The organism is Mitsuokella sp. oral taxon 131 str. W9106 (assembly GCF_000469545.1).
Classification (GTDB): Bacteria; Bacillota; Negativicutes; order Selenomonadales; family Selenomonadaceae; genus AWVT01.
On the sequence record NZ_KI273074.1, the window covers coordinates 1 to 26,714 of the forward strand.

At 56.5% G+C, this 26,714-nt stretch carries 23 protein-coding genes and 4 tRNA genes; 21 read left to right on the forward strand and 6 right to left on the reverse strand.

The window, feature by feature from the left end:
* The first annotated feature begins 214 nt into the window (after positions 1 to 214).
* From HMPREF1985_RS10405 to HMPREF1985_RS10470, 14 genes are all read left to right on the forward strand, one after another.
* Positions 215 to 841: a methyl-accepting chemotaxis protein gene (locus HMPREF1985_RS10405; RefSeq protein WP_021772579.1), complete on the forward strand. Its 627-nt coding sequence runs from the start codon at positions 215 to 217 to the stop codon at positions 839 to 841.
* Between the two features lie 129 nt (positions 842 to 970).
* Positions 971 to 1,047 (forward strand) — tRNA-Asp (locus tag HMPREF1985_RS10410).
* Positions 1,048 to 1,050: 3 nt separating this feature from the next.
* A tRNA-Phe gene (locus HMPREF1985_RS10415) sits at positions 1,051 to 1,126 on the forward strand.
* A gap of 80 nt (positions 1,127 to 1,206) precedes the next feature.
* Entirely contained in the window at positions 1,207 to 1,452 is a 246-nt protein-coding gene (locus HMPREF1985_RS11230; protein WP_051349119.1) for a TMEM165/GDT1 family protein, read from the forward strand.
* A 51-nt stretch (positions 1,453 to 1,503) separates the two neighbouring features.
* The gene (locus HMPREF1985_RS10425) at positions 1,504 to 2,115 is read left to right on the forward strand and encodes a DedA family protein (protein WP_021772581.1); all 612 of its coding nucleotides are present in this window, start codon (positions 1,504 to 1,506) and stop codon (positions 2,113 to 2,115) included.
* A gap of 50 nt (positions 2,116 to 2,165) precedes the next feature.
* Positions 2,166 to 3,083, forward strand: coding sequence for a DMT family transporter (locus HMPREF1985_RS10430; protein ID WP_021772582.1), 918 nt, complete (start codon positions 2,166 to 2,168; stop codon positions 3,081 to 3,083).
* Positions 3,084 to 3,296: 213 nt separating this feature from the next.
* The gene (locus HMPREF1985_RS10435) at positions 3,297 to 4,034 is read left to right on the forward strand and encodes a hypothetical protein (protein WP_040637670.1); all 738 of its coding nucleotides are present in this window, start codon (positions 3,297 to 3,299) and stop codon (positions 4,032 to 4,034) included.
* Between the two features lie 558 nt (positions 4,035 to 4,592).
* Positions 4,593 to 5,468, forward strand: coding sequence for a Fic family protein (locus HMPREF1985_RS11505; protein ID WP_231385203.1), 876 nt, complete (start codon positions 4,593 to 4,595; stop codon positions 5,466 to 5,468).
* A 186-nt stretch (positions 5,469 to 5,654) separates the two neighbouring features.
* Positions 5,655 to 5,731: transfer RNA gene (locus tag HMPREF1985_RS10445), tRNA-Val, on the forward strand.
* A gap of 50 nt (positions 5,732 to 5,781) precedes the next feature.
* Positions 5,782 to 5,858 (forward strand) — tRNA-Val (locus HMPREF1985_RS10450).
* A gap of 238 nt (positions 5,859 to 6,096) precedes the next feature.
* Entirely contained in the window at positions 6,097 to 6,294 is a 198-nt protein-coding gene (gene rpmE, locus HMPREF1985_RS10455; protein WP_021772586.1) for a 50S ribosomal protein L31, read from the forward strand.
* A gap of 150 nt (positions 6,295 to 6,444) precedes the next feature.
* Complete coding sequence (locus HMPREF1985_RS10460) at positions 6,445 to 7,383, forward strand: DUF1385 domain-containing protein (protein ID WP_021772587.1); 939 nt, start codon at positions 6,445 to 6,447, stop codon at positions 7,381 to 7,383.
* Entirely contained in the window at positions 7,373 to 8,440 is a 1,068-nt protein-coding gene (prfA, locus tag HMPREF1985_RS10465) for a peptide chain release factor 1 (protein WP_021772588.1), read from the forward strand. Before HMPREF1985_RS10460 ends, prfA begins: the two co-directional genes overlap by 11 nt.
* A 186-nt stretch (positions 8,441 to 8,626) precedes the next feature.
* Positions 8,627 to 9,922 carry an O-acetylhomoserine aminocarboxypropyltransferase/cysteine synthase family protein gene (locus HMPREF1985_RS10470; protein ID WP_021772589.1) on the forward strand — a complete coding sequence of 432 codons (1,296 nt, stop codon included), beginning with the start codon at positions 8,627 to 8,629 and terminating at the stop codon, positions 9,920 to 9,922.
* A 96-nt stretch (positions 9,923 to 10,018) separates the two neighbouring features.
* Here the strand turns inward: HMPREF1985_RS10470 and HMPREF1985_RS10475 are convergent, their stop codons facing one another.
* On the reverse strand, positions 10,019 to 11,371 hold the full coding sequence (locus tag HMPREF1985_RS10475; RefSeq protein ID WP_021772590.1) for an alanine/glycine:cation symporter family protein: 1,353 nt from the start codon (positions 11,369 to 11,371) through the stop codon (positions 10,019 to 10,021).
* A 308-nt stretch (positions 11,372 to 11,679) separates the two neighbouring features.
* Here HMPREF1985_RS10475 and eno point away from each other — a divergent pair, with 308 nt between their 5' ends.
* The 7 genes from eno to HMPREF1985_RS10510 all read left to right on the forward strand — a co-directional run bounded on the left by eno (position 11,680) and on the right by HMPREF1985_RS10510 (position 19,673).
* The gene (eno, locus tag HMPREF1985_RS10480; RefSeq protein ID WP_021772591.1) at positions 11,680 to 12,984 is read left to right on the forward strand and encodes a phosphopyruvate hydratase; all 1,305 of its coding nucleotides are present in this window, start codon (positions 11,680 to 11,682) and stop codon (positions 12,982 to 12,984) included.
* A 365-nt stretch (positions 12,985 to 13,349) separates the two neighbouring features.
* Positions 13,350 to 14,762 carry a rhamnulokinase gene (rhaB, locus tag HMPREF1985_RS10485; RefSeq protein WP_021772592.1) on the forward strand — a complete coding sequence of 471 codons (1,413 nt, stop codon included), beginning with the start codon at positions 13,350 to 13,352 and terminating at the stop codon, positions 14,760 to 14,762.
* A gap of 60 nt (positions 14,763 to 14,822) precedes the next feature.
* Complete coding sequence (rhaD, locus tag HMPREF1985_RS10490; RefSeq protein WP_021772593.1) at positions 14,823 to 15,641, forward strand: rhamnulose-1-phosphate aldolase; 819 nt, start codon at positions 14,823 to 14,825, stop codon at positions 15,639 to 15,641.
* Positions 15,642 to 15,686: 45 nt separating this feature from the next.
* On the forward strand, positions 15,687 to 17,015 hold the full coding sequence (locus tag HMPREF1985_RS10495) for an MFS transporter (protein ID WP_021772594.1): 1,329 nt from the start codon (positions 15,687 to 15,689) through the stop codon (positions 17,013 to 17,015).
* Positions 17,016 to 17,036: 21 nt separating this feature from the next.
* Entirely contained in the window at positions 17,037 to 17,354 is a 318-nt protein-coding gene (locus tag HMPREF1985_RS10500; RefSeq protein WP_021772595.1) for an L-rhamnose mutarotase, read from the forward strand.
* A gap of 38 nt (positions 17,355 to 17,392) precedes the next feature.
* Positions 17,393 to 18,817, forward strand: a complete 1,425-nt coding sequence (locus HMPREF1985_RS10505; protein ID WP_040637685.1) for an arabinose isomerase — start codon at positions 17,393 to 17,395, stop codon at positions 18,815 to 18,817.
* A gap of 97 nt (positions 18,818 to 18,914) precedes the next feature.
* A complete protein-coding gene (locus HMPREF1985_RS10510; RefSeq protein WP_021772597.1) occupies positions 18,915 to 19,673 on the forward strand; it encodes a DeoR/GlpR family DNA-binding transcription regulator in 759 nt (252 codons plus the stop codon).
* A gap of 111 nt (positions 19,674 to 19,784) precedes the next feature.
* On the opposite strand, the gene HMPREF1985_RS10515 is transcribed toward HMPREF1985_RS10510, so the two are convergent.
* The 5 genes from HMPREF1985_RS10515 to HMPREF1985_RS10535 all read right to left on the reverse strand — a co-directional run bounded on the left by HMPREF1985_RS10515 (position 19,785) and on the right by HMPREF1985_RS10535 (position 26,487).
* Positions 19,785 to 21,149, reverse strand: a complete 1,365-nt coding sequence (locus HMPREF1985_RS10515) for a GntP family permease (protein WP_021772599.1) — start codon at positions 21,147 to 21,149, stop codon at positions 19,785 to 19,787.
* Between the two features lie 52 nt (positions 21,150 to 21,201).
* On the reverse strand, positions 21,202 to 22,215 hold the full coding sequence (gene pdxA, locus HMPREF1985_RS10520; protein WP_021772600.1) for a 4-hydroxythreonine-4-phosphate dehydrogenase PdxA: 1,014 nt from the start codon (positions 22,213 to 22,215) through the stop codon (positions 21,202 to 21,204).
* Positions 22,216 to 22,246: 31 nt separating this feature from the next.
* Positions 22,247 to 23,524, reverse strand: coding sequence for a four-carbon acid sugar kinase family protein (locus HMPREF1985_RS10525; RefSeq protein ID WP_021772601.1), 1,278 nt, complete (start codon positions 23,522 to 23,524; stop codon positions 22,247 to 22,249).
* 44 nt (positions 23,525 to 23,568) lie between these two features.
* Positions 23,569 to 24,333 (reverse strand): DeoR/GlpR family DNA-binding transcription regulator, encoded by a 765-nt coding sequence (locus HMPREF1985_RS10530; protein ID WP_021772602.1) that lies wholly within the window; start codon positions 24,331 to 24,333, stop codon positions 23,569 to 23,571.
* Between the two features lie 228 nt (positions 24,334 to 24,561).
* Positions 24,562 to 26,487: a MutS-related protein gene (locus HMPREF1985_RS10535; RefSeq protein WP_021772604.1), complete on the reverse strand. Its 1,926-nt coding sequence runs from the start codon at positions 26,485 to 26,487 to the stop codon at positions 24,562 to 24,564.
* Positions 26,488 to 26,714: the final 227 nt, after the last annotated feature.

Consider the following 26,714-nt stretch of genomic DNA (forward strand, 5'->3'; position numbering starts at 1 on the left):
GACGGCCCGGGAGGATAGGGAGTCGCTGATTTAAAGCCTCGCATAAGCGAGGCTTTTTTGTTTGGTTCGCCGAAATTACGACTTTGTTAAATTTTTTCCAATGACTAGAAGGGTTTTTGTTGTTTACGTGGAAATAAGAAGATGTAAGCAGTGTTATGGGACTTGTGCGATCTTGCGGATAAACCCAGAGGCAAGCATCTAGGGAGGAATATAAATGGCAGCGGAAGACACGAAGCATACGGAAGAAGCAAAACGTCAGGAAGAGGCGAAACGTCAGGAAGAGGCGAAACGCCAGGAAGAGGCGAAACGCCAGGAAGAAGCGAAACACCGCGCGGACATCAATGCGAGACTTACTTCCTCGATTGACGAGATTGCATCCTCGACGCAGACGGTCTATGAGTCGGTTGAGCAGGTAGCAAAGAGTGCAAGCGCGCTCGCAGAGGCAGGCCGCGCATCGGTTGAACAGGCAAAGCTCCTGCAGGAAAAGAACGCCGACACGATCAAAGTCATCGAATTCATCACGAACATCGCTGGCCAGACGAATCTTCTTGGCCTCAACGCTGCGATCGAGGCAGCGCGCGCCGGTGAGCAGGGTCGCGGCTTCGCCGTTGTCGCAGAGGAAGTCCGCAAGCTCGCGGAGCAGAGCCGTGAAGCGACGGAGAAAATTCAGGCAACGCTGACGGATATGAATAAGGCAGTTGAGGACATCTCGAAGTCGATCGAGAACACGGGTTCGATCAGTGAGCAGCAGGCAGCGTCGACGCAGGAGATCACGGCGAACCTTTCGCGTGTGACGCATGCGGCAGAAGATCTCAAGAAGTACGTCGAAGGCCTCGCCTGATCGAAGATGGGACGGCAGCCGCGCGAGCGGCTGCTTCTTTCATGTGGGGGAACGTTTTCTTGACTTTGCCATCGCCTTCCCGTATAATATCCCCTGTGAGCGGTGCAGAGCAAGGAGCACCGCTTTCCCGGCCCGGTAGTTTAGTTGGTTAGAATGCCGCCCTGTCACGGCGGAGATCAGGGGTTCAAGTCCCCTTCGGGTCGCCATTTGCCTCGGTAGCTCAGTCGGTAGAGCAGGGGACTGAAAATCCCCGTGTCAGTGGTTCGATTCCGCTCTGAGGCACCATGCGAATTGCGCCCGTATCAAACGGGCTTTTTTTCGTTTTTTACTGTATGCGATCTTGCTGTGATTTGGGAGTGCTTCCGTTGACCGTCTTTTTTGCGACGTTTCTCGTGATCCTTCTCGCTGAGGTCGGCGATAAGACGCAGTTTCTCGTCATGGCATTTGCGGTGCGCTATCTGTGGAGGCAGGTCTTTGCGGGCATGACGCTCGGCATCATAACGGGCAGGCTGCTGCATCGCCGGCTTCCCGCAGACAGGCTTCGCCTCGTTTCGGCAGGCTGCTTTTTCCTCTTTGGCATCATCGGTCTCGTTCACGCATTTCTCGTATGAAGCAATTTGCCGTACTTGGCTTGGAGGCATTGCAGAAAGGAAGATTCTTGCATGGAGCATGTTTCGGCGCTTTTCCTCGATTTCATCGCCTCGTGGGGCTACCTTGCCGTCGCTGTGCTGATGGCGGCGGAAAACGCCTGCATCCCGATCCCGAGCGAGCTCATCCTGGGCTTCGCGGGTTACTTGATTTTTGCGGGGAAGATGTCGTTTTTCGGCGCGCTTGCGTTTGGCATGGCAGGCGGCATGGCAGGCTCGCTCTTTGCCTACGTCGTCGGCGCGCGCGGCGGGCGCTCGTTCGTCGATAGGTACGGACGCTATTTCTTCATCAAGAAGAGCCATGTCGACTTAGCGCAGGACTGGTTCGACAAGTACGGCTTCAAAGCGGTTTTCTTCAGCCGCATGCTGCCCGTCGTCCGCACATTCATCTCGCTTCCTGCCGGATTTGCGCGCGTCGACATGCGGAAGTTCCTGCTGCTGACATTTGCGGGGGCGCTGCCTTGGACGGCACTCATCCTTTTTGCGGGCATGCAGCTCGGCGAGGGGTGGAAGCTCCTGACGCAGATCGGACATGAGGCGAGCATCGTCTTCGTCATCGCTGCCATCATCGTGATCGCGGCGCTTTATATCCGCCATCGAAACGGCAAGAAAAGAAATCTTCGGTAAGCGCATTTTTCGTCGGAATGCCCTGCGTTTGGCAGTAGGGAGGGGAAGCTATGCGAAATCTTTTGATGGGTTCCTTCTTCCTCTCGCTTGCAGGCAGTATATGGGGCGCGATGTTCATCGCCGTGCGCCTTTCGATTTTCGTCATCCCGCCGGTGCCGCTCGTATGGATGCGCTACGGAACGGCGCTTGTCGCGCTGTTTGTCCTGATGCTCGTGACGCGGCCATCCTGGTACATTGCGCCAAAGGATCGGAAATGCCTTGTCGCCGTCGCGCTCATCGGGCAGGTCGCGAGCATCGTGACGCAGGAGACGGGCACGATGCTCACCTCGGCGCAGGCAGGATCCGTCATCACGGCGGCGACGCCCGCCTTTATGGTCGTGTTCGGGTGCGTGATCCTTCATGAGCGATTCACGGTGGGGCGCGCGCTCTCCGTGCTTGCGGCGACGGTTGGCGTGCTTTTCATCGTATTCGATCCGGATCATTTCGAGGTCCATGCGCTTGGCGGAATCTTTCTCACTGTCGCCGCTGTAACGTGGGCGCTCATGTCTGTGCTCGTGAAGTTCCTCGCGCATTATTCCGTCATCACGGTGACGTTCTACGCCGTCCTCGTCGCATTCCTCGCGCTCACGCCGTACGCTTTGCACTGGCTTCTATGCCGTGCGGATCCTGCTGCGATGACGGATCCAAGCATCTGGGGATCGGTGCTCTACCTCGGCTTTGTCTCGACGACGGCGGGCTTCTGCCTTTGGAATAAGGGACTCTCGTATATGGATGCTTCGATCGGCGGGCTCTTCCTGTTCTTTCAGCCTATCGTCGGCACAGTTCTAGGCGCGCTGTTCTTGGATGAACCCGTGACGGCGTATTTCGGCGCAGGCTTCGCGCTCATCGGCGCAGGCGTCGTGCTCGCCATGCGCGGCGGCAATACGACGGCGGCGGAGAAGCTCGCGCGCCAAAGGAAAGGGGAATGAAAGGCGGCAATCGAATCTATGATGCATTATAGATTCGATTGTGCCGAGCCAGTCGCTTCTTGAAATCCGCAGAGGAATACCTGTATTGTAAGCCTACACTTGAGTGGATACGACGTCGTTTTTTTGAGGGGAATGGGAAAAGAAAAAGGATTCTCGGCGCAAAACGCGAATAGGCTATATAGAAATATTTTAGGAAATGATGAGGTGAAAGCCATGTGGAAAATCGTAAGGCGCCTCGTTCTCGCGGCATTTCTCATGTCGGCATGGTCCGTTTCATCCGTGCAGGCAGCAGCGATGGATGAGAAAGATGCTTCTGCCGCCGAAATGGAAGCCGATGCCGCAAGTGTCGGAAAAGAGACGGAACGCACAAAGAAAGAAACGTCTGACGCAGGCGAAGCGATCGCGAAAGCCGCTCCTGCCGGGGGGGCACAGACGCCGAAAGCGGGAAAAGGAAATCCGGCGAAGAAAACAACGAAGCAGAAAGCGCCAAAAGTTCGCTATGAACAAATTCTTTCCGATGATAATTTCACTTATTACCTCGATACCGAGAGCATGCGCTATATCCCGATGCCCCACTCCGGCACGGAAAAAATACTCGACGTTTGGATCCGCCTCGTCGATGCGGACAAAGCAGGTGCGGCGGGAAAGACGTACAGCTACCCCCAGAAGTATTACCTCGAGCATTACTACATGCGCCCCGAAAAGCGTCAGGTGCAGTTCCTTTGCGAGCTCGAAGTCACGGGCCGCCCGGAAAACACCATCCAGCAGCGTTCCTATAGCGCGCAGAACTGGGAAGACCTCGTCCCCGGCTCCATCGAGGATGACCTCTACCATGCCGTCATGGGACATATCAAAAAGGATAGAAAGGGCATGAAGGCGCTCCAAGGGCTTTTTCCGGCCGGCATGAGCGTGCGCGATGCCCTCGAAGAGTACCTGCGCATCTCGCTGTAAGCCCGATCCACCCCGTTTCTTTCCTGTTCTAAAATTATCCACATATTTCACATACGAACCTGTGAAAACTGTGGATAATTTTGATCGAAAAAGGAACTAGGAAAAAAATGCCGTTTTTTCCTAGTTCCTTTTCCAAGTAGGAAAAAAACGCGCTTTTTTCCTACTTGAGGAGGGGACACGATGTCTGATATCAATCTGTTGAAACGATATCGAATGGATGAACCAAAGAGCAGGGAGAAGTATGAATCAATCTATCATTCCGAATTCGCACATATTATCGGAATTCCGTTACGTCAAATGAACGCATCGCATAGCTATCCTGCCTTTTACTATTACACGGAAACCATGGTGCAGATCCTTTCTGACATCATGATGGAACTGCGGGATCTCTCTATTCTTGCCGACAGGCTTCCAGGTGTTGCGATCCATTCCTTTCAACGCACTTGCCTGATAGAGGAAATACAATCGAGCAACGAAATCGAAGGCGTGCGCAGCACGCGAAAAGAGATCCAAAATGCAATGGACGAATCGCAAAACAATAGAATTCGTTTATGGAGTATGGTTCATAAATATCAAAAGCTTCAGCAGAAAGAGGAAATTCCGTTCCGTACCAGTCGGGATTTGCGTGTCTTTTACGATGAGTTTTTGGCAGACGAAATCCGGCGGTCAGACGAAACGAATCTTCCAGACGGAAAACTGTTTCGCAAAGAAACCGTAGAAATATGGAACGGCACAAGGATCATTCATCGTGGCATATTGCCAGAAGAAAAGATCATTTCCTATATGGATACGGCTTTGGCAATTTTGCAAAACGAGCATATTCCAGGATTGATCCGCGTTTCCATATTTCATTATCTCTTCGGCTATATCCATCCGTTTTACGATGGAAATGGCAGGACCTCGCGCTTCATCACATCGTATTATATCGCCAAATTTCTCAATCCTTTCGTCGCTATCCGTCTCTCCATCACCATCCGAAAGTCGCTTCGCGTCTATTATAAGCTGTTCGAGGATACGAATCATCAGGGAAACTATGGGGATCTGTCGCCTTTTATTACAGGATTTTTGTGGCTGATACAGAAGAGCATCCACCGCGTCCATGATATTTTGCAGGAGAAGGGAAAGAAACTCTTTTCATTGGAAAAGGCAGTGAAGGCGAGCCCGGATATTCCATCTCAAAAGGAACGCAAAATATACGATATTTTGCTGCAAGCTTATCTTTTTTCCGATGAAGGCGCGACCGTCGAAGAAATTGCGCATACGCTTGGACAGAGCACGCGCACCATTCGCACGCATTTAACCCGTTATCCGGCCGACCACATCGAAGTGGATCCGTCACATAAGGCACATCGCTACAAACTTTCCGAGCACTTTGTACAGAAGCTGGAGCAGCTTGCTTTACGGCAGCGAAATGCTTCGCATGGATCGCTTTGACCTTTTTTATACGGCTATACGGCGCGGATCCTTCTCTGCCGTAAGCGGGGCTGGGCGCATCTTCTATCACGTCCTAGAGGAATGCGAACAGGATTGCGAAAGTCTCCGCTGCGGGCAAAAAGTTTTGCGAAAGTGGTTGACAGAATGGCGGTGCATGCCATATAATACATTCTGTCGTTATGACATGGGGTTATAGCTCAGTTGGTTAGAGTGTCTCGTTGACATCGAGGAGGTCACAAGTTCGAATCTTGTTAACCCCACCATTGGATCATTGCGGTTTCGTCAAGGCGGCGGAACCGTTTCTTTTTCCTCTGCTCGCTTAGCTCAGTTGGCTAGAGCATCTCCGTCACATGGAGGGGGTCGGGGGTTCGAATCCCTCAGCGAGCACCATATCGGAAGGTTGCTCCCATGCATCTGCGTGGGAGTTTTTTGCGCGTGCCATGCGTGCCAAAAGAAATTTGCGTCAACGTCCTGCCTATGCTATAATGTCCCTTGTACTGGACGCGGGGCGTCTGGTTCCACGCCTAAAGGCTGGCTTTTCCCAAAAGGGGAGCCGGGTCTAAACCAATCCCGCGCAGAGTGGGCTTGTATCCATTCCCAGTTCCATGGGGGAAAGAGAGGTGTAAAGATGAAGCAGGGAATCCATCCGGATTACTTTGAGGCTACGGTTACGTGCGGCTGCGGCAACACGTTCAAGACGGGTTCGACGAAGCAGGATCTGCGCGTCGATGTCTGTTCGAAGTGCCATCCGTTCTTCACTGGCCGCCAGCGCGACGTGCAGGCGGGCGGGCGCATCGAGAAATTCAACAAGCGCTACAAGAAGTAATGCCGTTACGGAATTTGATGAAGCAGAGCAAAAGCTCTGCTTCATTTCGTATACAGAAAGCATCGATACAATAGAAAGGACAGAAAGAACAGAGAGAATAGAAAGAGCGGAAATCCGTTCTTGCCTGACGTAGGAATAAGAGGTGTTTCCATGAAAAAATGTCTGATGGTCGGCGGGCAGGCTGTCATCGAGGGCGTCATGATGCGCGGGCCGGGGCTTCGGGCGACGGCGGTGCGCGATCCACAGGGAACGATCCAGATCGAGACCGTGCCCGTGCGGTCCATAAGCGATCGGTTCCCCGTCCTCAAAAAGCCGCTTCTGCGCGGCTCGGTCGCACTCATCGAGTCGCTTGTTATGGGCATTCGCTCGCTTTCATACGCGGCGAAGATGGCAGGGGAGGAGGAAGAGCAGCTCACGGACCGCGAGATGGCAGGCACGGTCGCATTTGCCCTTGTGCTCGCGTGCGTGCTCTTCATCGCGATCCCGACGGGCGCGGCGAAACTCTTTCGCTTCATCACGGAAGACCCCGTCTTTCTGAACCTCATGGAGGGCTTTCTGCGCCTTGCCATTTTTCTTGCCTACATATGGGGCATTTCGCGCATGAAGGACATTCGGCGCGTGTTTCAGTACCATGGCGCGGAGCACAAGACGATCCACTGCTACGAGGCGGGGCTGCCGCTGACCGTGGGGAACGTCCAGCGGTTCAGCCGCCTGCATCCGCGCTGCGGTACGAATTTCCTGCTGATCGTCATGCTCGTCTCGATATTCGTATTCGCATTCCTCGGCTGGCCGAGCCTCGTTGCGCGCATTTTGAGCCGCGTCGCGCTGCTGCCCGTCGTGGCAGGCATTTCCTACGAGGTGATCCGCTTTGCGGGACGCAGCGAGAACCCCGTCGTGCAGACGGCGATAAAGCCCGGGCTTTGGCTGCAATACCTGACGACGCGCCCGCCGGAAGACGAGATGGTCGAGGTCGCCATCGAGTCGCTGAAGGCGGTGCTGCCCGCAGAGGAAATCGCAGAGGGAAGCGGCGAGTATCGGGGCGCTGCCCATGAAACGGAAGAAAGCGGGGCGGGCGTCTATGCTGGATAAGCTGCAGGCTGTCGAGGACAAGTTCCGCGAGCTTGAGTCGCTCGTCAGCGATCCTGCCGTCATCGCCGACATGGAGAAGTGGCAGCGCTACGCGAAAGAGCATGCACAGCTTTTGCCCATCGTCGAGAAGTTCCGCGCCTACAAGCGCACCGTGCAGGGCATCGCCGACGCGAAGGAAATGCTCGCGGACGGCGACGCGGAGATGAAGGTCCTCGCCGAAGAAGAGCTCCATGCACTCAAGGCGGAGAAGGAGAAGCTAGGCGCCGAGCTGCCGATCCTGCTCCTGCCGAAAGATCCGAACGACGAGAAGAACGTCATCGTCGAGATACGGGGCGGCGTCGGCGGCGACGAGGCAGCGCTCTTTGCGGGCGACCTCTTCCGCATGTACAGCCGCTACGCCGAGCGGCAGGGCTGGCGCGTTGAGCTCCTAAACGCGAATGCGACGGGCATCGGCGGATTCAAGGAAGTCACGTTCCTCGTTGCGGGCTATGGCGCTTACTCGAAGCTCAAGTACGAGAGCGGCACGCACCGCGTCCAGCGCGTCCCCGTCACGGAGTCGGGCGGGCGCATCCACACGAGCGCGGCGACGGTCGCCGTCCTGCCTGAGGCCGAGGAGGTCGACGTCGCCATCGCGCCGGGCGACCTGCGCATCGATACCTACTGCGCTTCGGGCGCGGGCGGCCAGTATGTCAACCGCACGGAGACGGCGATCCGCATCACGCATATTCCGACGGGGATTGTCGTGCAGTGCCAGGATGAGAAGTCGCAGCTTAAAAATAAAGCAAAGGCGATGAAAGTCCTGCGCGCGCGCATACAGGACAAGGCGCGGCAGGAGCAGGAAGCCGCCGTCGCCGCCGACCGCAGGAGCCAAGTCGGCTCGGGCGACCGCAGCGAGCGCATCCGCACCTACAATTTCCCGCAGGGGCGCGTGACCGATCACCGCATCGGGCTGACCCTGCATAAGATCGACGCGATTCTAAACGGCGAGCTCGATGCGCTCTTCGCAGCGCTCATTACGGCCGACCAGGCAGAGCGGCTAAAGCGCGTGCATTCGTGAAAACAGGGAAGATCCATCCCGCTGCAGTCCGAACCGTCATCGCGGCTCCCGGAAGCTGGACTTGAAAGGTGACGTGGAAAATCTATCGCGAAGAGACCTTGACAAATGGCACAGGAGTCATTATAATCGAAACATACTTATCCTATAGGATAACATGATAATGAGATTTCGAAAGGGGAATCTGCCATGAGCGAGAAGAGAACCTATCATTTTGAGACACTCCAGCTCCACGTAGGACAGGAGACCGCCGATTCTGCGACAGACGCGCGTGCCGTCCCGATCTACCAGACGACGTCGTTTGTCTTCCACAATGCGCAGCACGCAGCAGATCGTTTCGCGCTCAAGGACGCGGGCAATGTCTACGCACGCCTGACGAACCCGACGGAGGATGTCCTGTCGAAGCGCATTGCGGCGCTTGAGGGCGGTGTCGCAGCGGTCAGCGTCGCCTCCGGCGCGGCGGCGATCACGTACGCGTTCGAGGCGCTCGTGCATGCCGGCCAGCACATCGTCGCGGCGACGACGATCTACGGCGGCACGTACAATCTCTTCGCACACACATTCCCGAACTATGGCATCGAGACGACGTTCGTCGACCCGACGAAGGGCATCTCCGCATTCGAGGACGCGATTCGGGAGAATACGCGTGCGATCCTCATCGAGTCGATCGGCAACCCGAATGCGAACCTCATCGACATCCAGGCCGTTGCGGACATCGCGCACAAGCACAGTATCCCCCTTGTCGTTGATTCGACGTTTGCGACGCCGTACCAGATCCGCCCGTTCGAGTATGGCGCGGATATCGTCGTCCACTCGGCGACGAAGTTCATCGGCGGGCACGGCACGACACTCGGCGGCGTCATCGTGGATAGCGGCAAGTTCGACTGGGAGAAGTCGGGCAAGTTCCCGCAGCTCGTCGAGCCGAATCCGAGCTACCACGGCGTGAGCTTTGCCAAAGACATCGGCGCGGCGGCGTACGCGACGTACATCCGCACCCTCATCCTGCGCGACGAGGGCGCGACGCTCTCGCCGTTCAATGCGTTCCTTCTGCTGCAGGGCACGGAGACGCTCTCGCTTCGCGTCGAGCGGCACGTCGAGAACGCGCTCAAGGTCGTCGACTATCTCGCGAAACATCCGAAGGTCGCGAAGGTCAACCACCCCGCGCTCGCGAGCCATCCCGATCACGCGCTCTACGAGAAGTATTTCCCGAACGGCGGCATCTCGATCTTCACGTTTGAGATCAAGGGCGGCGCGGAGGCGGCGCAGAAGTTCATCGATCACCTCGAAGTCTTCAGCCTTCTCGCGAACGTCGCCGACGTGAAGTCCCTCGTCATCCATCCGGCGTCGACGACGCACTCGCAGATGAACGGGCAGGAGCTCGCCGCGTCCGGCATCACGCCCGCGACGATCCGCCTCTCGGTCGGCACGGAGCACATCGACGACATCCTCTACGACCTCGGACAGGCGTTCAAGGCAGTCGGCTAAAAGGAGAAAACAGGGTCTGTGACAAAATGCTTTTGCATTTTGTCACAGACCCTGTTTCATGCCCGCATGTGCTTGGATATTTGGCCGCCGTATCGGTTATTCCGTCTGGCGCTTCCTGCGGTTCAGGTAATGGTCCGTCTCTGCTGCGACGACGCCGGAGAGCGCGATGAGCGCGATGAGGTTCGGGATCGCCATGAGCCCGTTGACGATGTCGGCGAGCACCCAGATGGCTTCGAGCTTGAGGAATGCGCCCGACGCGATGAGCGCGATGAAGATAAGGCGGTAGGGGAGCACGCCCCGATTGCCGAAGAGGTAGATCGTGGCGCGCTCGCCGTAATAGTTCCAGCCGAGGATCGTCGTGAAGGCGAAGAGCACGAGCGAGACCGTGAGGAGCTGGCTTCCCGCAAAGCCGTAGACGCTCGCGAATGCTGCGCTCGTCATTGCCGCGCCTGCCGCACTCCCCTGCCATACACCTGTGAGGACGAGCGCGATGCCCGTCATCGTGCAGATGATGATCGTGTCGATGAACGTGCCCGTCATGGAGATAAGGCCCTGCTCGGCCGGCCACTTCGTCTTGGCTGCCGCCGCCGCGATCGGTGCGGAGCCGAGGCCGGACTCGTTTGAGAATACGCCGCGCGCGATGCCATTCTGCATCGCCATCATGATGGTCGAGCCAGCGAAGCCGCCTGCCGCCGCCGTGCCGGAAAACGCACTCTCGAAGATGAGCGCGAGGGCGGCGGGGATGTGGTCGAGGTTGGACACGATGAGACCGAGGCTGATTGCGATGTAGGTGAGCGCCATGAATGGGATGATGCCCGAGGCGACCTTTGCGATGCTCTGCAGGCCGCCGATCGTGATGGCGGCGATGAAGACAGTCAGGATGACGTCCGTTGCGACCTTCGGGAAGCCAAACGCGATCTCCATGCTGTCGACGATGGCGTTGACCTGCGGGAACGTGCCGATGCCGAAGTAGGCGACGAGGATGCAGAAGAACGCGAAGAGCGTCGCGAGCGGCTTCCACTTCTCGCCCATGCCGTGACGGATGTAGAACATCGGGCCGCCGGCGATGTCGCCCTTTTCGTCCGTCGTGCGGTACTTGACGGCGAGCAGGCCTTCCGCGTACTTCGTCGCCATGCCGAAGAATGCCGCGACCCACATCCAAAAGAGCGCGCCGGGACCGCCGACCTTGACTGCCGTCGCGACGCCGACGATGTTGCCCGTTCCGACCGTCGCGGCGAGCGCGACGCAGAGCGCCTTGAAGCTCGAAACGTCGCCTTCGCCCTTGTTCTGCGCCTTGAAAATGAGGCGAAGCGCCTGCGGCAGGTGGCAGACCTGCAGGAGCTTGAGGCGGATCGTCAGGAAGATGCCCGTGCCGACGAGCAGGGTGATGAGCGGCGGACCCCACATGACCGAGTCAATCGCGTTTAAGATGGGAAGCAAGGATTCCATGATGACCTCCTATGTCCTTTGTATAAATACAAATGTTTTAAAAACAAAATCAATCATACCATAAAAATGGATTCTTGTCTTGTTTTTTTCAAAATTTATGCAGCATGATGAGATTTTCCTTTTTACGAATGGAAAAGTCCGTGACCATAACCCTACAGCCTGGGTCAACGAAAGATACCGACGCAGGAGATGAGGCCGCTTAGAATAGAGCAAGCTTAAAATAGAGCAAGATGGTATTGAAAAAAGGTTTCGATGCTGATATACTGAACTTGCTATGAGAGTTGTTATCAAACAAGGAGGCGTTCCCCATGAAGGATTATTTGAAGATCATGCAGGTCATCGGGCGTGAGATCATCGACTCGCGCGGCAATCCGACGGTGGAGGCGGAGGTCACGCTCGCGGACGGTTCCGTCGGCCGCGCTGCTGTTCCGTCCGGTGCATCGACAGGCGAGTTCGAGGCGCTTGAGCTGCGCGATGGCGATCAGTCGAAGTACGGTGGCAAGGGCGTCTCGAAGGCCGTCGGAAATATCAATGAGGTCATCGCGCCCGCGCTCGTCGGCGAGGATGCGTCCGACAGCTATGCGGTCGATGCCGTCATGCTTGAGCTCGACGGCACGGACGACAAGTCCAAGCTCGGCGCGAATGCGATCCTCGCCGTTTCGCTCGCGGCGGCAAAGGCGGCAGCGATCTCCGAGGATATCCCGCTTTACCGCTTCTTCGGCGGCGTGAGCGGCAACCATCTGCCCGTCCCCATGATGAACATCCTAAACGGCGGCGCGCATGCGACGAACTCCGTCGACACGCAGGAGTTCATGGTCATGCCGGTCGGCGCGCCGACATTTCGCGAAGGACTGCGCTGGGCGACCGAGGTATTCCATGCGCTGCAGAGCCTCTTGAAGAAGGAAGGCAATACGACAGCGGTCGGCGATGAGGGCGGCTTTGCGCCGGATCTCAAGAGCGACGAGGACACGATCGAGCATATCCTCACGGCGATCCGCAACGCGGGCTATGAGCCGGGGCGCGACTTCGTCCTCGCGATGGATGCGGCGGCGTCCGAGTGGAAGGACAAGGAAAAGGGCAAGGGACACTATAAGCAGCCGAAATCGGGCAGGACGTTTACCTCCGACGAGCTCATCGCACATTGGGAGAGCCTCATCGGGAAGTACCCAATCTACTCCATCGAGGACGGGCTCGACGAAGAGGATTGGGAAGGCTGGCAGCGCATGACGAAGAAGCTCGGCGACAAAGTCCAGCTCGTCGGCGACGACCTCTTCGTCACGAACACGAAGCGCCTCAAGAAGGGCATCGACCTCGGCTGTGCGAACTCGATCCTCATCAAGCTCAATCAGATCGGTTCGCTCACGGAGACGCTCGAGGCGATCAAGATGGCGCACGAGGCGGGCTATACCGCGATCGTCTCCCACCGCTCCGGCGAGACCGAGGATACGACGATCGCGGATCTTGCCGTCGCGCTCGATACGAATCAGATCAAGACCGGCGCACCGTCCCGCTCCGAGCGCGTCGCAAAGTACAACCAGCTCCTGCGCATTGAGGAAGCGCTTGGGAAGAGCGCCGTATTCCCTGGCAAGCGTGCGTTTCAGTTTCAGAAGTAAGGGTTCTTGTCGCGCGCTCCATTGAGCGAATAAGAGAATAAGCTGCTGCTGCAGTATTACGCTGGTTTACGCGGTCTTGTTCCACAACTATTGTGGAGCAAGACCGCGTTTCCGCGTTTCCGTGGGGTTTTCCCTGTCACGGCGATCCACTCCCGATGCAGATCGGATATCTGCATCGGGAGTTTTTTTATGTAAGTTCCGGATCTATGTATCCATCCAGCCTATTAAATAATCGAAATTGTCTTCCAATCAATATAAAACAACATAAAATAATGTTGACTTATATTTGATTATGATGTATTATGTGGAATATAAAATAAAACAACAGAAAAAAAGGAGAACAAAAATAAAAAAGGGGTATTCGTATGGAGAATACATATTATTTGGCAATCGATATAGGCGCATCGAGTGGGCGGCATATTTTAGGCTGGATGGAAAATGGAAAAATCCGCATTGAAGAAATCTATCGGTTCCAAAATGGGCTTGTCAAGAAGAATGGACATCTTTGCTGGGATATGGATCATCTCTTTTATGAGGTCGTGGAAGGGCTGAAAAAATGTGATCGGTTGCATCGTATCCCAAAAAGCGTCGGCATTGATACGTGGGCAGTCGATTTTGTCCTGCTCGATAAAAATGGCAACCTGCTCGGCAGTACAGTCGCATATCGGGACGGACGCACGAAGGGCATGGATGAAGTCGTCTACAAGAAGATCCCGGAAGCTGAGCTATATGCGCGAAATGGCATACAGAAGCAGATTTTTAATTCGATCTATCAGCTTGTCGCAATCCAACAGAATGAGCCGGCTGTATTGTCCAGCGCAAACTATTTCTTGATGGTTCCGGAATATCTGAATTATCTGCTTACCGGCGTTATGAAAAATGAGTACACGAATGCCACGACAACGCAGCTCGTCCATGCGCAGACGCGGGATTGGGATTATGAACTCATGGATCGGCTCGCTATTCCAAAGGAAATATTCGGTGCAATTTCGATGCCGAAAAGTCCGGTCGGCGCACTCAAGGATTCCATTGCCGCGCGAGTCGGATTTCAGACGGAAATCGTCCTTCCCGCAACGCATGATACAGGATCGGCCGTCATGGCGGTTCCGAGCACATCGGACGACCATATTTATCTGAGTTCCGGGACGTGGTCGCTGATGGGGATTGAACGGTTGATACCGGATTGTTCTGAAGTGTCACGAAAGCATAACTTTACGAATGAAGGAGGATATCACTACCGTTACCGCTATCTTAAAAATATCATGGGCATGTGGATGATGCAGAATCTGCGCAAGGAGTTCAAGCATGCCTACACGTTCGAGGAACTCTACCAACTGGCACATATCGGTCGGTATTTCACTTCGACGGTCAACGTCAATGACGAGAGCTTCCTTGCGCCTGAGAGCATGCGGGAAGCCTTGCAGATGTACTGCAGGCGGACGGGGCAAGCAGTTCCGGAGACGGAGTGCGAGCTGCTCTACTGCGTTTACCACAGCCTTGCAAAATGTTATGCGGAGACGGTCGCGGAGATTGAGGAGGTGACGGGAAAACGCTTTGCGCAAATTCACGTCGTTGGTGGCGGCTGCCAAGACAGTTTTCTTAATGGCTTGCTGCAGAAGCATACCGGAAAGAACGTATACGCTGGGCCAGTCGAAGCGACGGCCATTGGCAACTTGATGGCGCAGATGCTGAAAGATGATGTATTTGAAGATCTCTCCGAAGCACGACAGATGGTTGCGAAATCATTTGACGTGAAGGCGATAACGCCTGTTTTCTAGATCATGAGAACATGGTGAATCAAGTTTGCCGCATGCAGGGGAAGGAATAGGAGGAAGCAGATGGATATCCAAGAAGCAATGTTTATGGAACGCTTCAAGCGCCTGACAAGCGATGCGTTTCAAAAGGGGTGGCATGAACGAAATGGCGGTAACCTGACGTATCGCGTGCCCCCCGAAGAAGTGGATTCTGTCCGGGAATCGCTGCATGAAGCGCAGGAATGGAAGCCGATCGGCAATACGGTCCCGGGGCTCGCGGGCGAGTATTTTCTCGTCACGGGAAGCGGCAAGTACATGCGCAATGTTTCGCTTGCGCCGGAGGAAAATGCCGCTCTCATACGGGTGGATGGGACAGGCGAGAATTATGGTATCGTTTGGGGACTCGCAAACGGCGGCCGCCCGACGAGCGAGCTGCCGACGCATCTTGCGGCACACGAGCTGAAAAAAAAGATGACCCATGGCAGGAACCGCATCATTTACCATGCGCATCCAACGAATCTCATCGCATTGACCTTCGTCCTGCCGCTTGAGGACAAGATTTTTACGCGTGAGCTTTGGGAGATGGCGACGGAAGATCCGGTCATTTTTCCTGAAGGCATCGGCGTCGTTCCGTGGATGGTTCCCGGCGGCAAGGAGATTGCTGATGCGTCGGTAAAGCTTATGGAGAAATACCGTGTGGTCGTTTGGGCGCACCATGGGCTTTTCGTCTGCGGCGATGATTTCGATGAGGCATTCGGGCTCATGGACACGGTGGAGAAAGCATCCGAAATTTGTGTCAAGGTACGTTCGATGGGCGGAAAGAAACAGACGATTCCATGCGAAGGATTCCTTCAGCTTGCCAAGGATTTCCATATCGATTTGAACACGGATCTCTTGTCGTAAGGATTTGTACTACTGGATTCATCATGACGGAAGGGTGGGATTTCTATGTTGGGCGTAAAACAAGACATGCACATGTCTGCATGGAAGAAGACGTTGATTGCGGGCCTCATTAGCTACATTGATGCCGGATCTATCGTCGCAGGCGCGTCGGGGCTCAGTATGTGGGCCGATTACCTCGGCATGAGCAGCGTGCAGATGGGACTCCTCGCAGCACTCTCATCGAACACGGGCGGTGCAGCGCTCGGCGCGTTGATCGGCGGCAAAATATGCGACAAGTACGGACGTAAGTTCGTGTATAACTGGGCGCTTCTTATTTATATGATCGGCGTCGCTATTATCTGCCTTGCGACAAACTATCCGATGTTCCTGCTCGGCTATGTCATTGTCGGACTCATGGTCGGTGCGGATGTCGTGGCATCTTGGACCTTTATTGCGGAAGAAGCGCCGTCGAAGGATCGCGCGAAGCATTGTGGTTCGGCACAGATTGCGTGGATGCTCGGCCCCGTTGTCGTGTTTGCTGCCTCGATTCCGATGAATGCAATGTTCGGACTCTTGGGCAATCGGCTCATTTTTGCCCATCTCATCGTAGTTGCGGCTTGGATTTGGTATCAGCGCCTTCGCATGCCGGAGTCGGTCGAATGGAAAGCGGCAAAGGATCGCGAGGAAGCGCTTGCTGCGCAGGGGATCGTGCAGAAGAAAGCGACGTATGCGGATATCCTTCGCGGAACCTCCCTCAAAACAGTCATTATGTGTTGCGGCGTATACACGATGTGGAATCTCGCGGCGAGCACGAATGGCTTTTTCATGCCGTATGTCTATGAGCATGTCGGCAATCTCAGCAATGCGATGGGACTCTTCCTCACGTGTCTGAATTTCGCTGTTTGCATCCTGACGACTGTCATCTTCATGTACACGGCAGACCGCTACAATCGCCGCAAGGTTTTCAGCATTTTCTCCGGGCTCGGCGTCGTTAGCTGGCTCGTTTGGGTACTTCCGCCCGATATGCTGCAGACGTGGATGTTGTTCTTCTTCACGATCGTATGGGGCTTTTCGATGCAGCAGCAGTTCTACCAGCTTTGGAGCTCTGAGCTGTTCCCCGTCCGCTACCGTGCGACGGCGCAGGGCTTCACGTTCTTTGTCACGCGATTTGCCGCCGCGATTTGGGGGTTTGCCGTTCCGATCATCATGGAGGTTTTAGGATTCCAGACCGCAGCCGTTCTCATGGTCGGGTTCTGCATCATCAGCTGGGCAGCGGGCACGTTCTTTGGTGCGGATGACCGTGGCAAGACACTGGATGAGATTACGGCTGAGCGCTATGGCGCGGAAGTGGATGAAAACGGCTGGTTCACGCATGATGCGGAACGTATGCGCTGAGCACATGAGGAGGCGAATGGCATGGAGCGATTTGCGTGGAAGGCAATGGTCAAGGAAGGCATGCTCGCCGAGTACAAGAAGCGGCATGATGCGATATGGCCGGAGCTGAAGCAGGTACTCAAAGAGGCAGGCATTGCCAATTATACGATTTGGAATACGGGAAACGAGCTGTTTGGTTATTTCGAGTGCGAGAAGGGCGTTGCTTATGCGGAGGCGTATCAAGCGAAGAGCGCCGTCGTTGATCGGTGGAATGCGTTTATGAAAGACGTCATGGTGATGGAACTGGATCCTGAGACGGGAGCACAGCCAAAAATGAAGCAGGTATTTTTCTTGGCGTGAAGGAAATCTTCACGCAGCAGCAAAAGGAGGACAAGCGTATGCTCGTCAATACAAAGGCAAAGGTCGGAGTCTTCTCGATTGCACTCGGTGCGTATCTGCCGCAGTTCCCGCAGCTCGTCCCGGAATTCAAAGGGCAGTATGAAGCGTTTCAGAAAGCGCTTCCGAATACGGTCGAGATCGTCGATGGCGGCTTCGTTACGACGAAGGAGGAATCGCAGGCAGCAGGAGAGAAGTTCCGCGCGGCAGATGTGGATCTGGTCATTCTCCAACTTTTGACGTATGCGACTTCATACAATATGCTGCCTGCTGTAAAGGATCTGGATGTGCCGGTGCTTTTGGTCAACGTGCAAAAAAAGCGCGTGCCGGATTATCAGAATACCGATATTCCGACGTGGCTCGGCACGTTGTACGCCTGTGGCGCAGTCGGAGAGATGGCAGCTGACCTCAATCGCTACGGCAAACGCCATGCCGTCATCACGGGCGTTGCGGAAGGCGGCGATCCCGAGGCCTTGCAAGAGATCGCGGATTGGTGCCGCGCTGCGCAGGTGCGCCGTCGTTTCCGCAGTACGAATATCGCGCAGGTCGGTCGCCCCTATCCCGGCATGATGGATCTCTATATCGATGAGTCGAATCTTTATCGCCGCCTCGGGCTTTACACGAAGCAGTTTGACTGGGAGAAGATGTGGGCGATTGCGGATGATATTGCGGACGAAGCCGGCATTCGCGCTAAGGCACAGGAGATTCTCGATACGTTTGATATCGAGGGCGGTGCGACGGTCGAAACGGTTTGGGATATGGCGAAGTATGTCATCGCATTCGAGCAATGGGTGAAGGAAGAGCAGATTGGACTCGTTGCGTCGCACTATGATGGATACGCGCAAGGCAAAGCGGGCAAGCTCGACAGCATGCTTATACCGGCCTTTTCCATGCTCATCAAGCAGGGGACGGCGTGTGCCGTCGAGGGTGATATGAAGGTCGCTATGGCGATGAGCATCATGAAGACAATCAGTGGGACAGGGCAGCTTTCTGAGATGTACTCTATTGACTTTGACAAGGATATCTGTATCATAGGACATAGTGGCTCTGGCGATGCGGATATTTCGCAGGCGAAGAAGCCCACGATGAAGATGGTCCCGGTATTTCATGGGAAGACGGGCGGTGGTTACTTGACCCAGTTCTATCCGCCAACGGATGTGCCGATCACGTACCTTGCCATCACGCAGGATGGCGATGGTCATTTTAAGTTCGTCGTTGCGGAAGGTGTGAACGAGTCGGGTGAGATTTTCACCTTTGGCGATACGAATATGCGCATGCGCTTTACTTGCGGGGCGCGGGCGTTTTGCAATCGTTGGAGTGAAGCCGGTCCGACGCATCATATGGCAGCGGGCGTTGGCAGACATATCGACACCATTTTGAAAGTGGCAAAGATTCTCGATGTTCCCGTGGAAATTGTAACCCGATAAGGCAAATTGAAAACCGCCGATGACAGCAAAAAATGCCGGTTCTCTTCATGCAGGAAAAGGATCGGTATTTTTGTTTGCGCAGAATAGGAGATGGACCATGCTGGGAGCAGAACGTCGGCAACGGATCATGGATATCTTAGGAGAGGACGGCAAGGTGTATGTCGCCAAGCTCGCGACGGAATTTCAGGTGACGGAGGAAACCGTTCGCCGCGATCTCGAAAAATTGGAACGTCAGAACCTGCTGCAACGGAGTTATGGGGGTGCAGTCCCGACCGAGGCAACGAGTGCGGACGTTTCGTTTGCACGGCGCAGATCGCAGAACCAGACGAGCAAACTGCAAATCGCCGAAGCCGCGCATTCCTTGATTCACGACGGCGATACCATCATGGTGGATTCAAGCACGACCTGTCAAATGCTGTTGAATCGGCTGGCAAAGAAGCAGGGGATTACGGTGATTACGAATTCGATCCGCCTCATGTACGATTTTCGCGCAAGTGCCTTTCGCATGGTCTGTACAGGCGGCAATTTTCGCGCAAGTTCATGCTCGCTTACAGGGCCTGTCGCGACACGCATGCTCGCGGGCTACCATGCGGACGATACGATCATCAGCTGCAAGGCGATCGATTTGGCGGGTGGCTTGATGGAGTCCAACGACAGTGAAAGTGAGGTAAAGGAGATCATGATGCAGCAGGCACGACGGGTCATTTTGCTCGTCGACCATAGCAAGTTCGACAAAACGGCGCTTGTTCGCTTCGGGGATATCGGATCCCTTTCCTATCTCATTACCGACCGAGAGCCACATGAGGAATGGAAGAAATTCTTGGCAGAGACAAAGGTGAAGCTGCTCGTTTGCTGATTGAGAGATCGCTGGGGCGTGAGCGCTGTACCTCCATAAAACAGGATATGCAAAATTCTCCATGCCACATCGATTGCAGCATGGAGAACTTCGATGAAAACCACAGGAACATCAACCGAACATTGCGTTGAGAATCAGGAGCACGATGATGCCTGTCGCCCAGGCGATCGTACTGGCAACGGAGTAGAGACGCAGCTGCTCTTTGCCCTCGGTGATCCCGATGGAGCGGTTGACGACCCAGAAGAAACTGTCGTTGAAATACGAGTAGAACAGTGACCCCACGCAGGCGGCAAGCGCTGCGAAGACGGGGTTCACCGAAAGATTCGCAATGATCGGCGCCGTGATCGATGCCGCTGTGATCATCGCCACGGTGCCGCTGCCTTGGATGAAGCGCACGATTGTCGCAATGAAGAACGGCAGCAAGATAGCGGGAATGCTCGTCTGCAGCATGGTCTCAGCCAAAACCGTGCCGACGCCGCTGTCGCGGATCAGCATGCCGAAAGCGCCGCCGCCGCCCGTGATGAGGATGATGATGCCCGCGGATTTGATGCCCGTCTCCATTTCCTCCAGCACGCGCTTTCGGTCGAGATTTCCCGTCAAGCCGTAGATTGTCAGGAGGAGTCCGATGCCGACGGCGATGACTGGTGTTCCGAAGAACTGAATGGCATCGGCAGCCTGCCCTTTCATGCCCATGGCAGATGCCACCGTACCGATCAGGATCAAAAGGATCGGAACAACGATCGGCGCGAACGAGATGAAGGCCGAAGGCAGATGCGCATCATCGTAAATGCTGCTTCCCTGATTCGATGCCGTATACGATCGGTCCCGTGTCCAGCCGCCATCCGCCGTCGGAATCTGCCAAATCCTTTCGCCCGCCCACTTCGCAAAGAGCAAAGGTCCGATGAGCATCGGCACGGAGAGCACAAGTCCCCAGAGGATCAAGGAGCCGACACTCACCTCAAAAATGCCTGCGACGCCAACAGGCCCCGGTGTAGGCGGCACCATCGTATGCGTGATCACGAGGCCGGTGGCGAGCGCGATGCCGATGGATACGATCGACTTGCGCGCTTCTGTAGAAATCGCCTTGGCGAGAGGCGTCAGGATGACGAAGCCCGAATCACAGAAAATCGGGATGGAAACGAGGAAACCCGTCAGCGCCATGGCGATTTCCTCCCGTCCCTTGCCAAAGAGTTTCAGGAAGCACAGGGCCATGCGCTTCGCCGCGCCCGATACTTCGAAGAGCTGGCCCATCATGACGCCGAAGCCGATGATGATGCCGATGCTTCCGAGCGTGCCGCCGAATCCTTTTGTGATGCTTGCGACAATCTGCTTGAACTCAATGCCGCCGATCACACCGACGAGGACGGTTGCCAAGATCAGTGCCAAGAACGTATGGATCTTGGTCTTCATGATCATGAAAATCAGACAGGCAATGCCGACGCCAAGACCTATGAGAATTTGCGTTTCTGCAGCCAATAGGATTCATCTCCTTGTTCAAAACATAGACCGTTCTGCGGAACTGCCCCGTTTACTCGTGCTTGAAATGGGGGGCATATTTTGCCGCAAGGCGGATCGCCTCCACCATGCTCACGGCGCTTACGACGCCCTTGCCCGCAATGTCGAAGGCCGTGCCATGGTCGACCGACGTACGAAGGAACGGCATGTCGAGTGTGACGGCGATCGTGCGCTCAAAATCGTACGTCTTCGTCGCGATATGCCCTTGATCGTGATAGAGGGAAAGAACCGCCTGATAGCGTCCCTGCAGTGCTTGGTGGAAGACGGAATCCGGCCCGATCGGCCCCACGACATCGTAGCCTTTCCGCTGCGCCTCTTCTACAGCGGGGGCAATCTCCCGGACTTCCTCCCAACCGAAGAGCCCATGCTCTCCCGAATGCGGATTGAGTCCGGCGACCGCCATCTTTCCCGCAACGCCGAGCTGCTTCAAAGCTTTCGTGCAGCGGCAGATGTACTCCAGCACGCGCTCTTTCGTAACAGCGTCGCAGGCATCGCGCAGCGACATGTGCCGCGTGAGGAAGAATACGCGCATCCCGTCGACCTCGAACATGGTCAGCGGATCACGCGAGTTCGACAGGCCGCCGAGAATCTCCGTATGTCCGATGTAGCGGATCCCCGCCGCGCGCAGCGATTCCTTGTTGATCGGTGTCGTGGCAATCGCATCGATCTTGTGCGCCATTGCCAGCTCCACGCACTTCTTGATGTAATCGAATGCCGCCTGTCCGCACATCGCCTGGACTTTGCCCATCTTCAGCTTCGTCATGTCGACATTGTTGAGATCCATGAGATTGATGACGCCTTCATCGTCGACGGCAGATGCAGGATCCTCCACCGTATGGATGCGCGCCTTTGCCTTGCAGACGCGGATCGCCTGCTCCATCATGCCCTTCGCGCCGACGACGATGACCCTGGCGACATCCGTCACCTTCTTGTCGAGCAGGGCCTTGACGGTGATCTCCGCGCCGACTCCGGCCGGATCCCCCATAGGCACGCCGATCAGCGGCTTTTCCATCCCATTCTTTTCCATATGCACAACTCCTTTTCTCGTTCCAGCATCATCAAAGGGCAATATCCTTGGCGATTTTTTCCAAGCAAAGCCCGATCGCATCATCGCTGCCGATCATCCCCCCTTTTGTCACAATGCGCAGCTTCGGCAAGCGACCGCCGAGGATGCGCCCGTAGACCGCAAGCGGCAAGACCTCGTCACGCACCGCAATGCCATCGGCATCCAGTCTCTCCAAAAGTGCAATCGTGATGTCGCCGCCTGAACAATAGACGCCTTCGAGCTTGCCGTTTTGCTCCAGGATCTCGCCCGCCGCCTCAGCCAACGTGGCAGAAAGGACGCAGGATACATGCTCCGGCGTAACGCCGAGTTCCCTCGCCGTCGCTTGGAGATCGAGCGGCTTCTCATCCGAAAGCGGCGTCGTCGTCAGCAGGAGGACATCCTCATCGTCCACGGCGGAACCGATCTTATCGATGACACGCCGGATCTCCGCAGCACGCCGCTCCCTCTCGAAAAACTCCCCCACATGCATGTCGACGAAGAATACGCGCCTCTTTTGCAGCAGATCGGCAATCTGCCGCTTCGTCGTCGCCGTCACGCTGCCGATGACGAGCAAGACCTTCTGTTCGCGCTTTTCCTTGACTTGCATCTCGTACACGAACTGCATGGTCAAGGGTCCGGGATCCACCGTCAGCACATGGCATCCACTCTGCAGTGTCGCCTTGGCGATCTTCTGCACATCTTCGTTGCGCACGGCATCAAAGATGAGGACGCGGGCCTCCTTCGCCGCATCCCGGACGGCTGCCGCGAGCGAACCCATGTCCTGCGCCAAATCCTTCAGCGAAACGTATCGCACCGCGTGGCGCGTTTGCTGCGCGATCAGAGCCACGACATCATCCGATGCAACAGGCATCTTCGGATCACGCCCCGCATCCGACTCGGTCAGAAGCATGCCGTTCACGAGCATCGTTCGGTTTGCGACGATGCGTCCAGAATCTGGATAAGCGGGTACGACGATTGCCGTAAATTCGTCACCCAAAGCGGCGAGTGCCCCGTCGATCTCTGCTCCGATATTGCCGCGCAGCGTCGAATCAATGCGCTTGTTGAAGAACACACCCCCTTCTTTCAACTGCAAAAAAGCATCTCTGACCCGTCGAAAAGCCTCCTCTGGGGGCAATCCGCGGCTCGCCGTCGAGTAGGCCAGCACATCGGATTGGTGCGCTGTCGCTCCGGCCAGACGAAAGAGACTGCACACACTAAGACCGATTTTCTTGAGGAGCACACCCGAAGCATTCGCCCCGGTCAGATCATCCGCAACAATAACGCCTCGCATCGTATCTTCTCCTTTCTGGCAGATCCAATCGCAGATCCAATCTATCAGATCGCGATGATTTCTCCGCGCGGCATCGCCTTCTTCGCCTCTGCCTTCGTAAACGGATAGTCCGTGATGACGCGATCCATTTCGCTCATATGCGCCGCCTTGTAGAGCTTTTTCTTGCGGAACTTTGATCGGTCGGCGACCAGGATCGAAACCTCGCTCATCGCAAGGAGTTTCCGTTTGAACACGCACTTGCTCTCCGTCGGCACGACGAGGAAAAAATCCTCCGTGATAGCAGCCGTCCCGATAAAGGCGAGATCGATGCCGTAACGCGCAAGCTGCTCCGTCGCCATGGAGCCCGCAACCGCCCCGGTTTCCGGCAGGACGACGCCGCCTAGGAGGATGGTGCGAATCTCCGGTTGGGAATACAGGTGCACGCCTATATGCAAATCGTTCGTCACGACCGTGATATTGGCGGGAGCCGCCTTCTTCAACCGATCCGCGATCTCGAACGTCGTCGTGCCCGCGTCGAAGAAGACCGTCATGCCCGCACGGATTTGCTGCAGCGCCGCGCCCGCGATGCGCCGCTTCACTTCGGTATCGCGCACCTTCTTCTTCGCATACGAAGTCTCCGCCACGATGTAGTTCGGCAGCATAGCCCCGCCGTGCGTGCGCACGAGCAGCCCATTTTCTTCCAGCTGCTTGAGATCCCGACTGACCGTCATCGCCGTGACATGGAGCGCCTGCACCAGGGCACTGGTCGTGACCGTTTCATTCTGCTGCAGGCAGTCAAGAATAAATTTTTTTCTGTCGACCGAAATCATATGCGCCTCGAAATGTTAATTTAGTTTATCTTCTGTTATCTTTTGTTGCTTTATTATAAAGCGGACGGTTTCTTCTGTCAATATAGAAAATAAAATCAGGATAGAAAATAAAGGGATTGCCTTCATGCCGCAAAAAAGAGGCTCCGGCCATAGTGACCGGAGCCTTTTCCCTGTCCGCATGTCGAGATGCCGCCCCATGCGCCGCCGGGGCGACGTTCGCCGTTCCGGCTATAAGATTCCTGCCATTTTGAGCAGGTACTTTGCGTTCGTCGTATGGCAGCGGCCTTCTTTCAGCTTGAAGTCGAAGCGGATCTTGTCCGCTTCGTAATGCTCCTCGAAGTGGTAGTTTTGGATGGGAAGGCCGCTCCCGGACGTGAGATCGCAGAGTTCGAAATCATGCGTGGTGACGAGGGTGATGTTCGTCTCCTGCGTGAGCCGGCGGATGGTCGCTTTTGCGCCGGTGATGCGGTCGGCGGAGTTCGTGCCCTTGAAGATCTCGTCGATGGCAAGGAGGAGCGGCGTGCCCTCCTGCGTCGCCTCGACCATCTGCTTGATGCGCAGGAGCTCGGCGTAGAAGGTCGAGATGCCGCGCGAGAGGTCGTCGTTTGCCTGGATGGAGGTCAGCACGGTCATGGGCGTGAGCGCGAAAGACGCTGCGCAGACGGGGGCGCCTGCGTAGGCGAGGACGGCAGAGGCGGCGAGCGTGCGCAGGTATGTCGTCTTGCCGCTCATGTTCGAGCCCGTGATGATCGCCGTGCCGGCGGAAAAGTCGGCGTCATTCGGCACGGCGGCGGATTCTGCGATGAGCGGCGTCGTGACGCCCTTTGCCATGAGGCGCGGCGCGCCGTCCAAAAGCACGGGGAAGGTGGAGGCTTCGCGCGTCTGTCCGATGGTCGCGAGCGAGAGCAGGACTTCTGTCTCTGCCCATGCGCCGAGCCACGCCGCAAGGCGCGTGCCGTGCTTTGTGCGCCAGCGCAGGAAGCGGGCGGCGCATTGAAAGTCCCAGAGGAAGAGCGTGTTGGCGATGAGGAAGAAGAAGAGGTTGGCGCGCTGCCCGGCGCAGGCGGCAATCGTGGCGAGACGGCGCAGGCTGTGGGCGGCACCGTCTTTTTTGAGTGCGGCCTGCATGGCCTGCATCGTGCTGCCTGCAAAGGACGCGCTTTCGATGGCGGCGAAGAGGGCTTCGTACCGGGCGAGTGCACGGCTCGCGCCTCTGAGCGGGGCAAAAAGCGCGCTGTTTTGATGGAGGAAGGCGAGTGCGAGCGTGAGCTGCAAGGAAAAGAGAAGGCCGGGAACGACGATGTCGATCGGCCCGATGGCGGCGAGGACGAGGGCGGAAAACGACAGGATCGGAAGGAGGATTCGCCCGAAGGAAAGCATGGCGCCGGCCGTCCTTGCGGGAGGGGTTTTGTTGCGGGCTGCGTCGTCGCTTCGGATGTGGCTGGTGTCCTGTGCGGCGGGTTTGCCGCAGGGGCTCTCCGCATCGCTTGCGAGCGCACGCACGATCGGTGCGGTATCGTGCCCGTCTGGGAGCAGGCGCGCGAGCGTGAGGAGGCCGAGCGCGAGGGCGGGGGCGTCGATGAATTCGCGTGCGCCGTTTTGGCGTGCGCGGATCGTCTCTTTGGCGGGCGGCACGGGCGAGAGGGCGGCGGCAAGGCGCTCCCGCCCCGCCTTCGTGCGCGCGCACGAGAGGAACTGATAGAGCGATGCTGCGCCGAAGAGGTGCAGGTCGGTGTCCTGCGGGCGTGCTTTTTTGCGGTACGCCGTGCCGTCGTCTAAAAAGCGCTTCCAGTCTAGCGGCTCCGTCTCGTCCGCCATGGCGGCGGCAGCCGCTTCTGTTGCGCCGGGCTCCTGCATCGTCCGTGCCGGCGCGAACCGCGCGAGGCAGTCGGCGATCACGGCGAGGCGGGCGGCTTCCCTTGCCTGCGCGCGCCGCGCGCGCTGATGGCGGCGGACGAGCAGGACGAAGAGGGCGAGCAGCAGGATGCCGAGGATCGTTCCTGCCGCATGTCCGTCCCGGCTCGCCGCGAACGCGAAGACGGCGGCGATGAATGCGAGCGAGCGCAGCAGCACGATACGTCCCGCGCATTTTTTCATCGCGGCGAGCCGGGCGAGGCTCGCCTCCCGTTCCCGTTTATAAAAATCGCATTTCATGATGTCGCTCCTTTGGTCGTTTCGTGCGGCTGCGTCGGTCTTCGCGTACGATTGCCGCGTTTGCCGTTTTTCTTTTTGGGATGGATATTTTTAGGACGGATAGCCGTTCTCTTTCATTGTATCGTGCGAATCGTCATTTGGCAACGCAAGGCCGCTTGCCGGGCGAAGCGTTCGCGTATGGCGGCCATGCCTGCGGCATTTGGCGCAGATCCCCGTTTTCCTGCGGG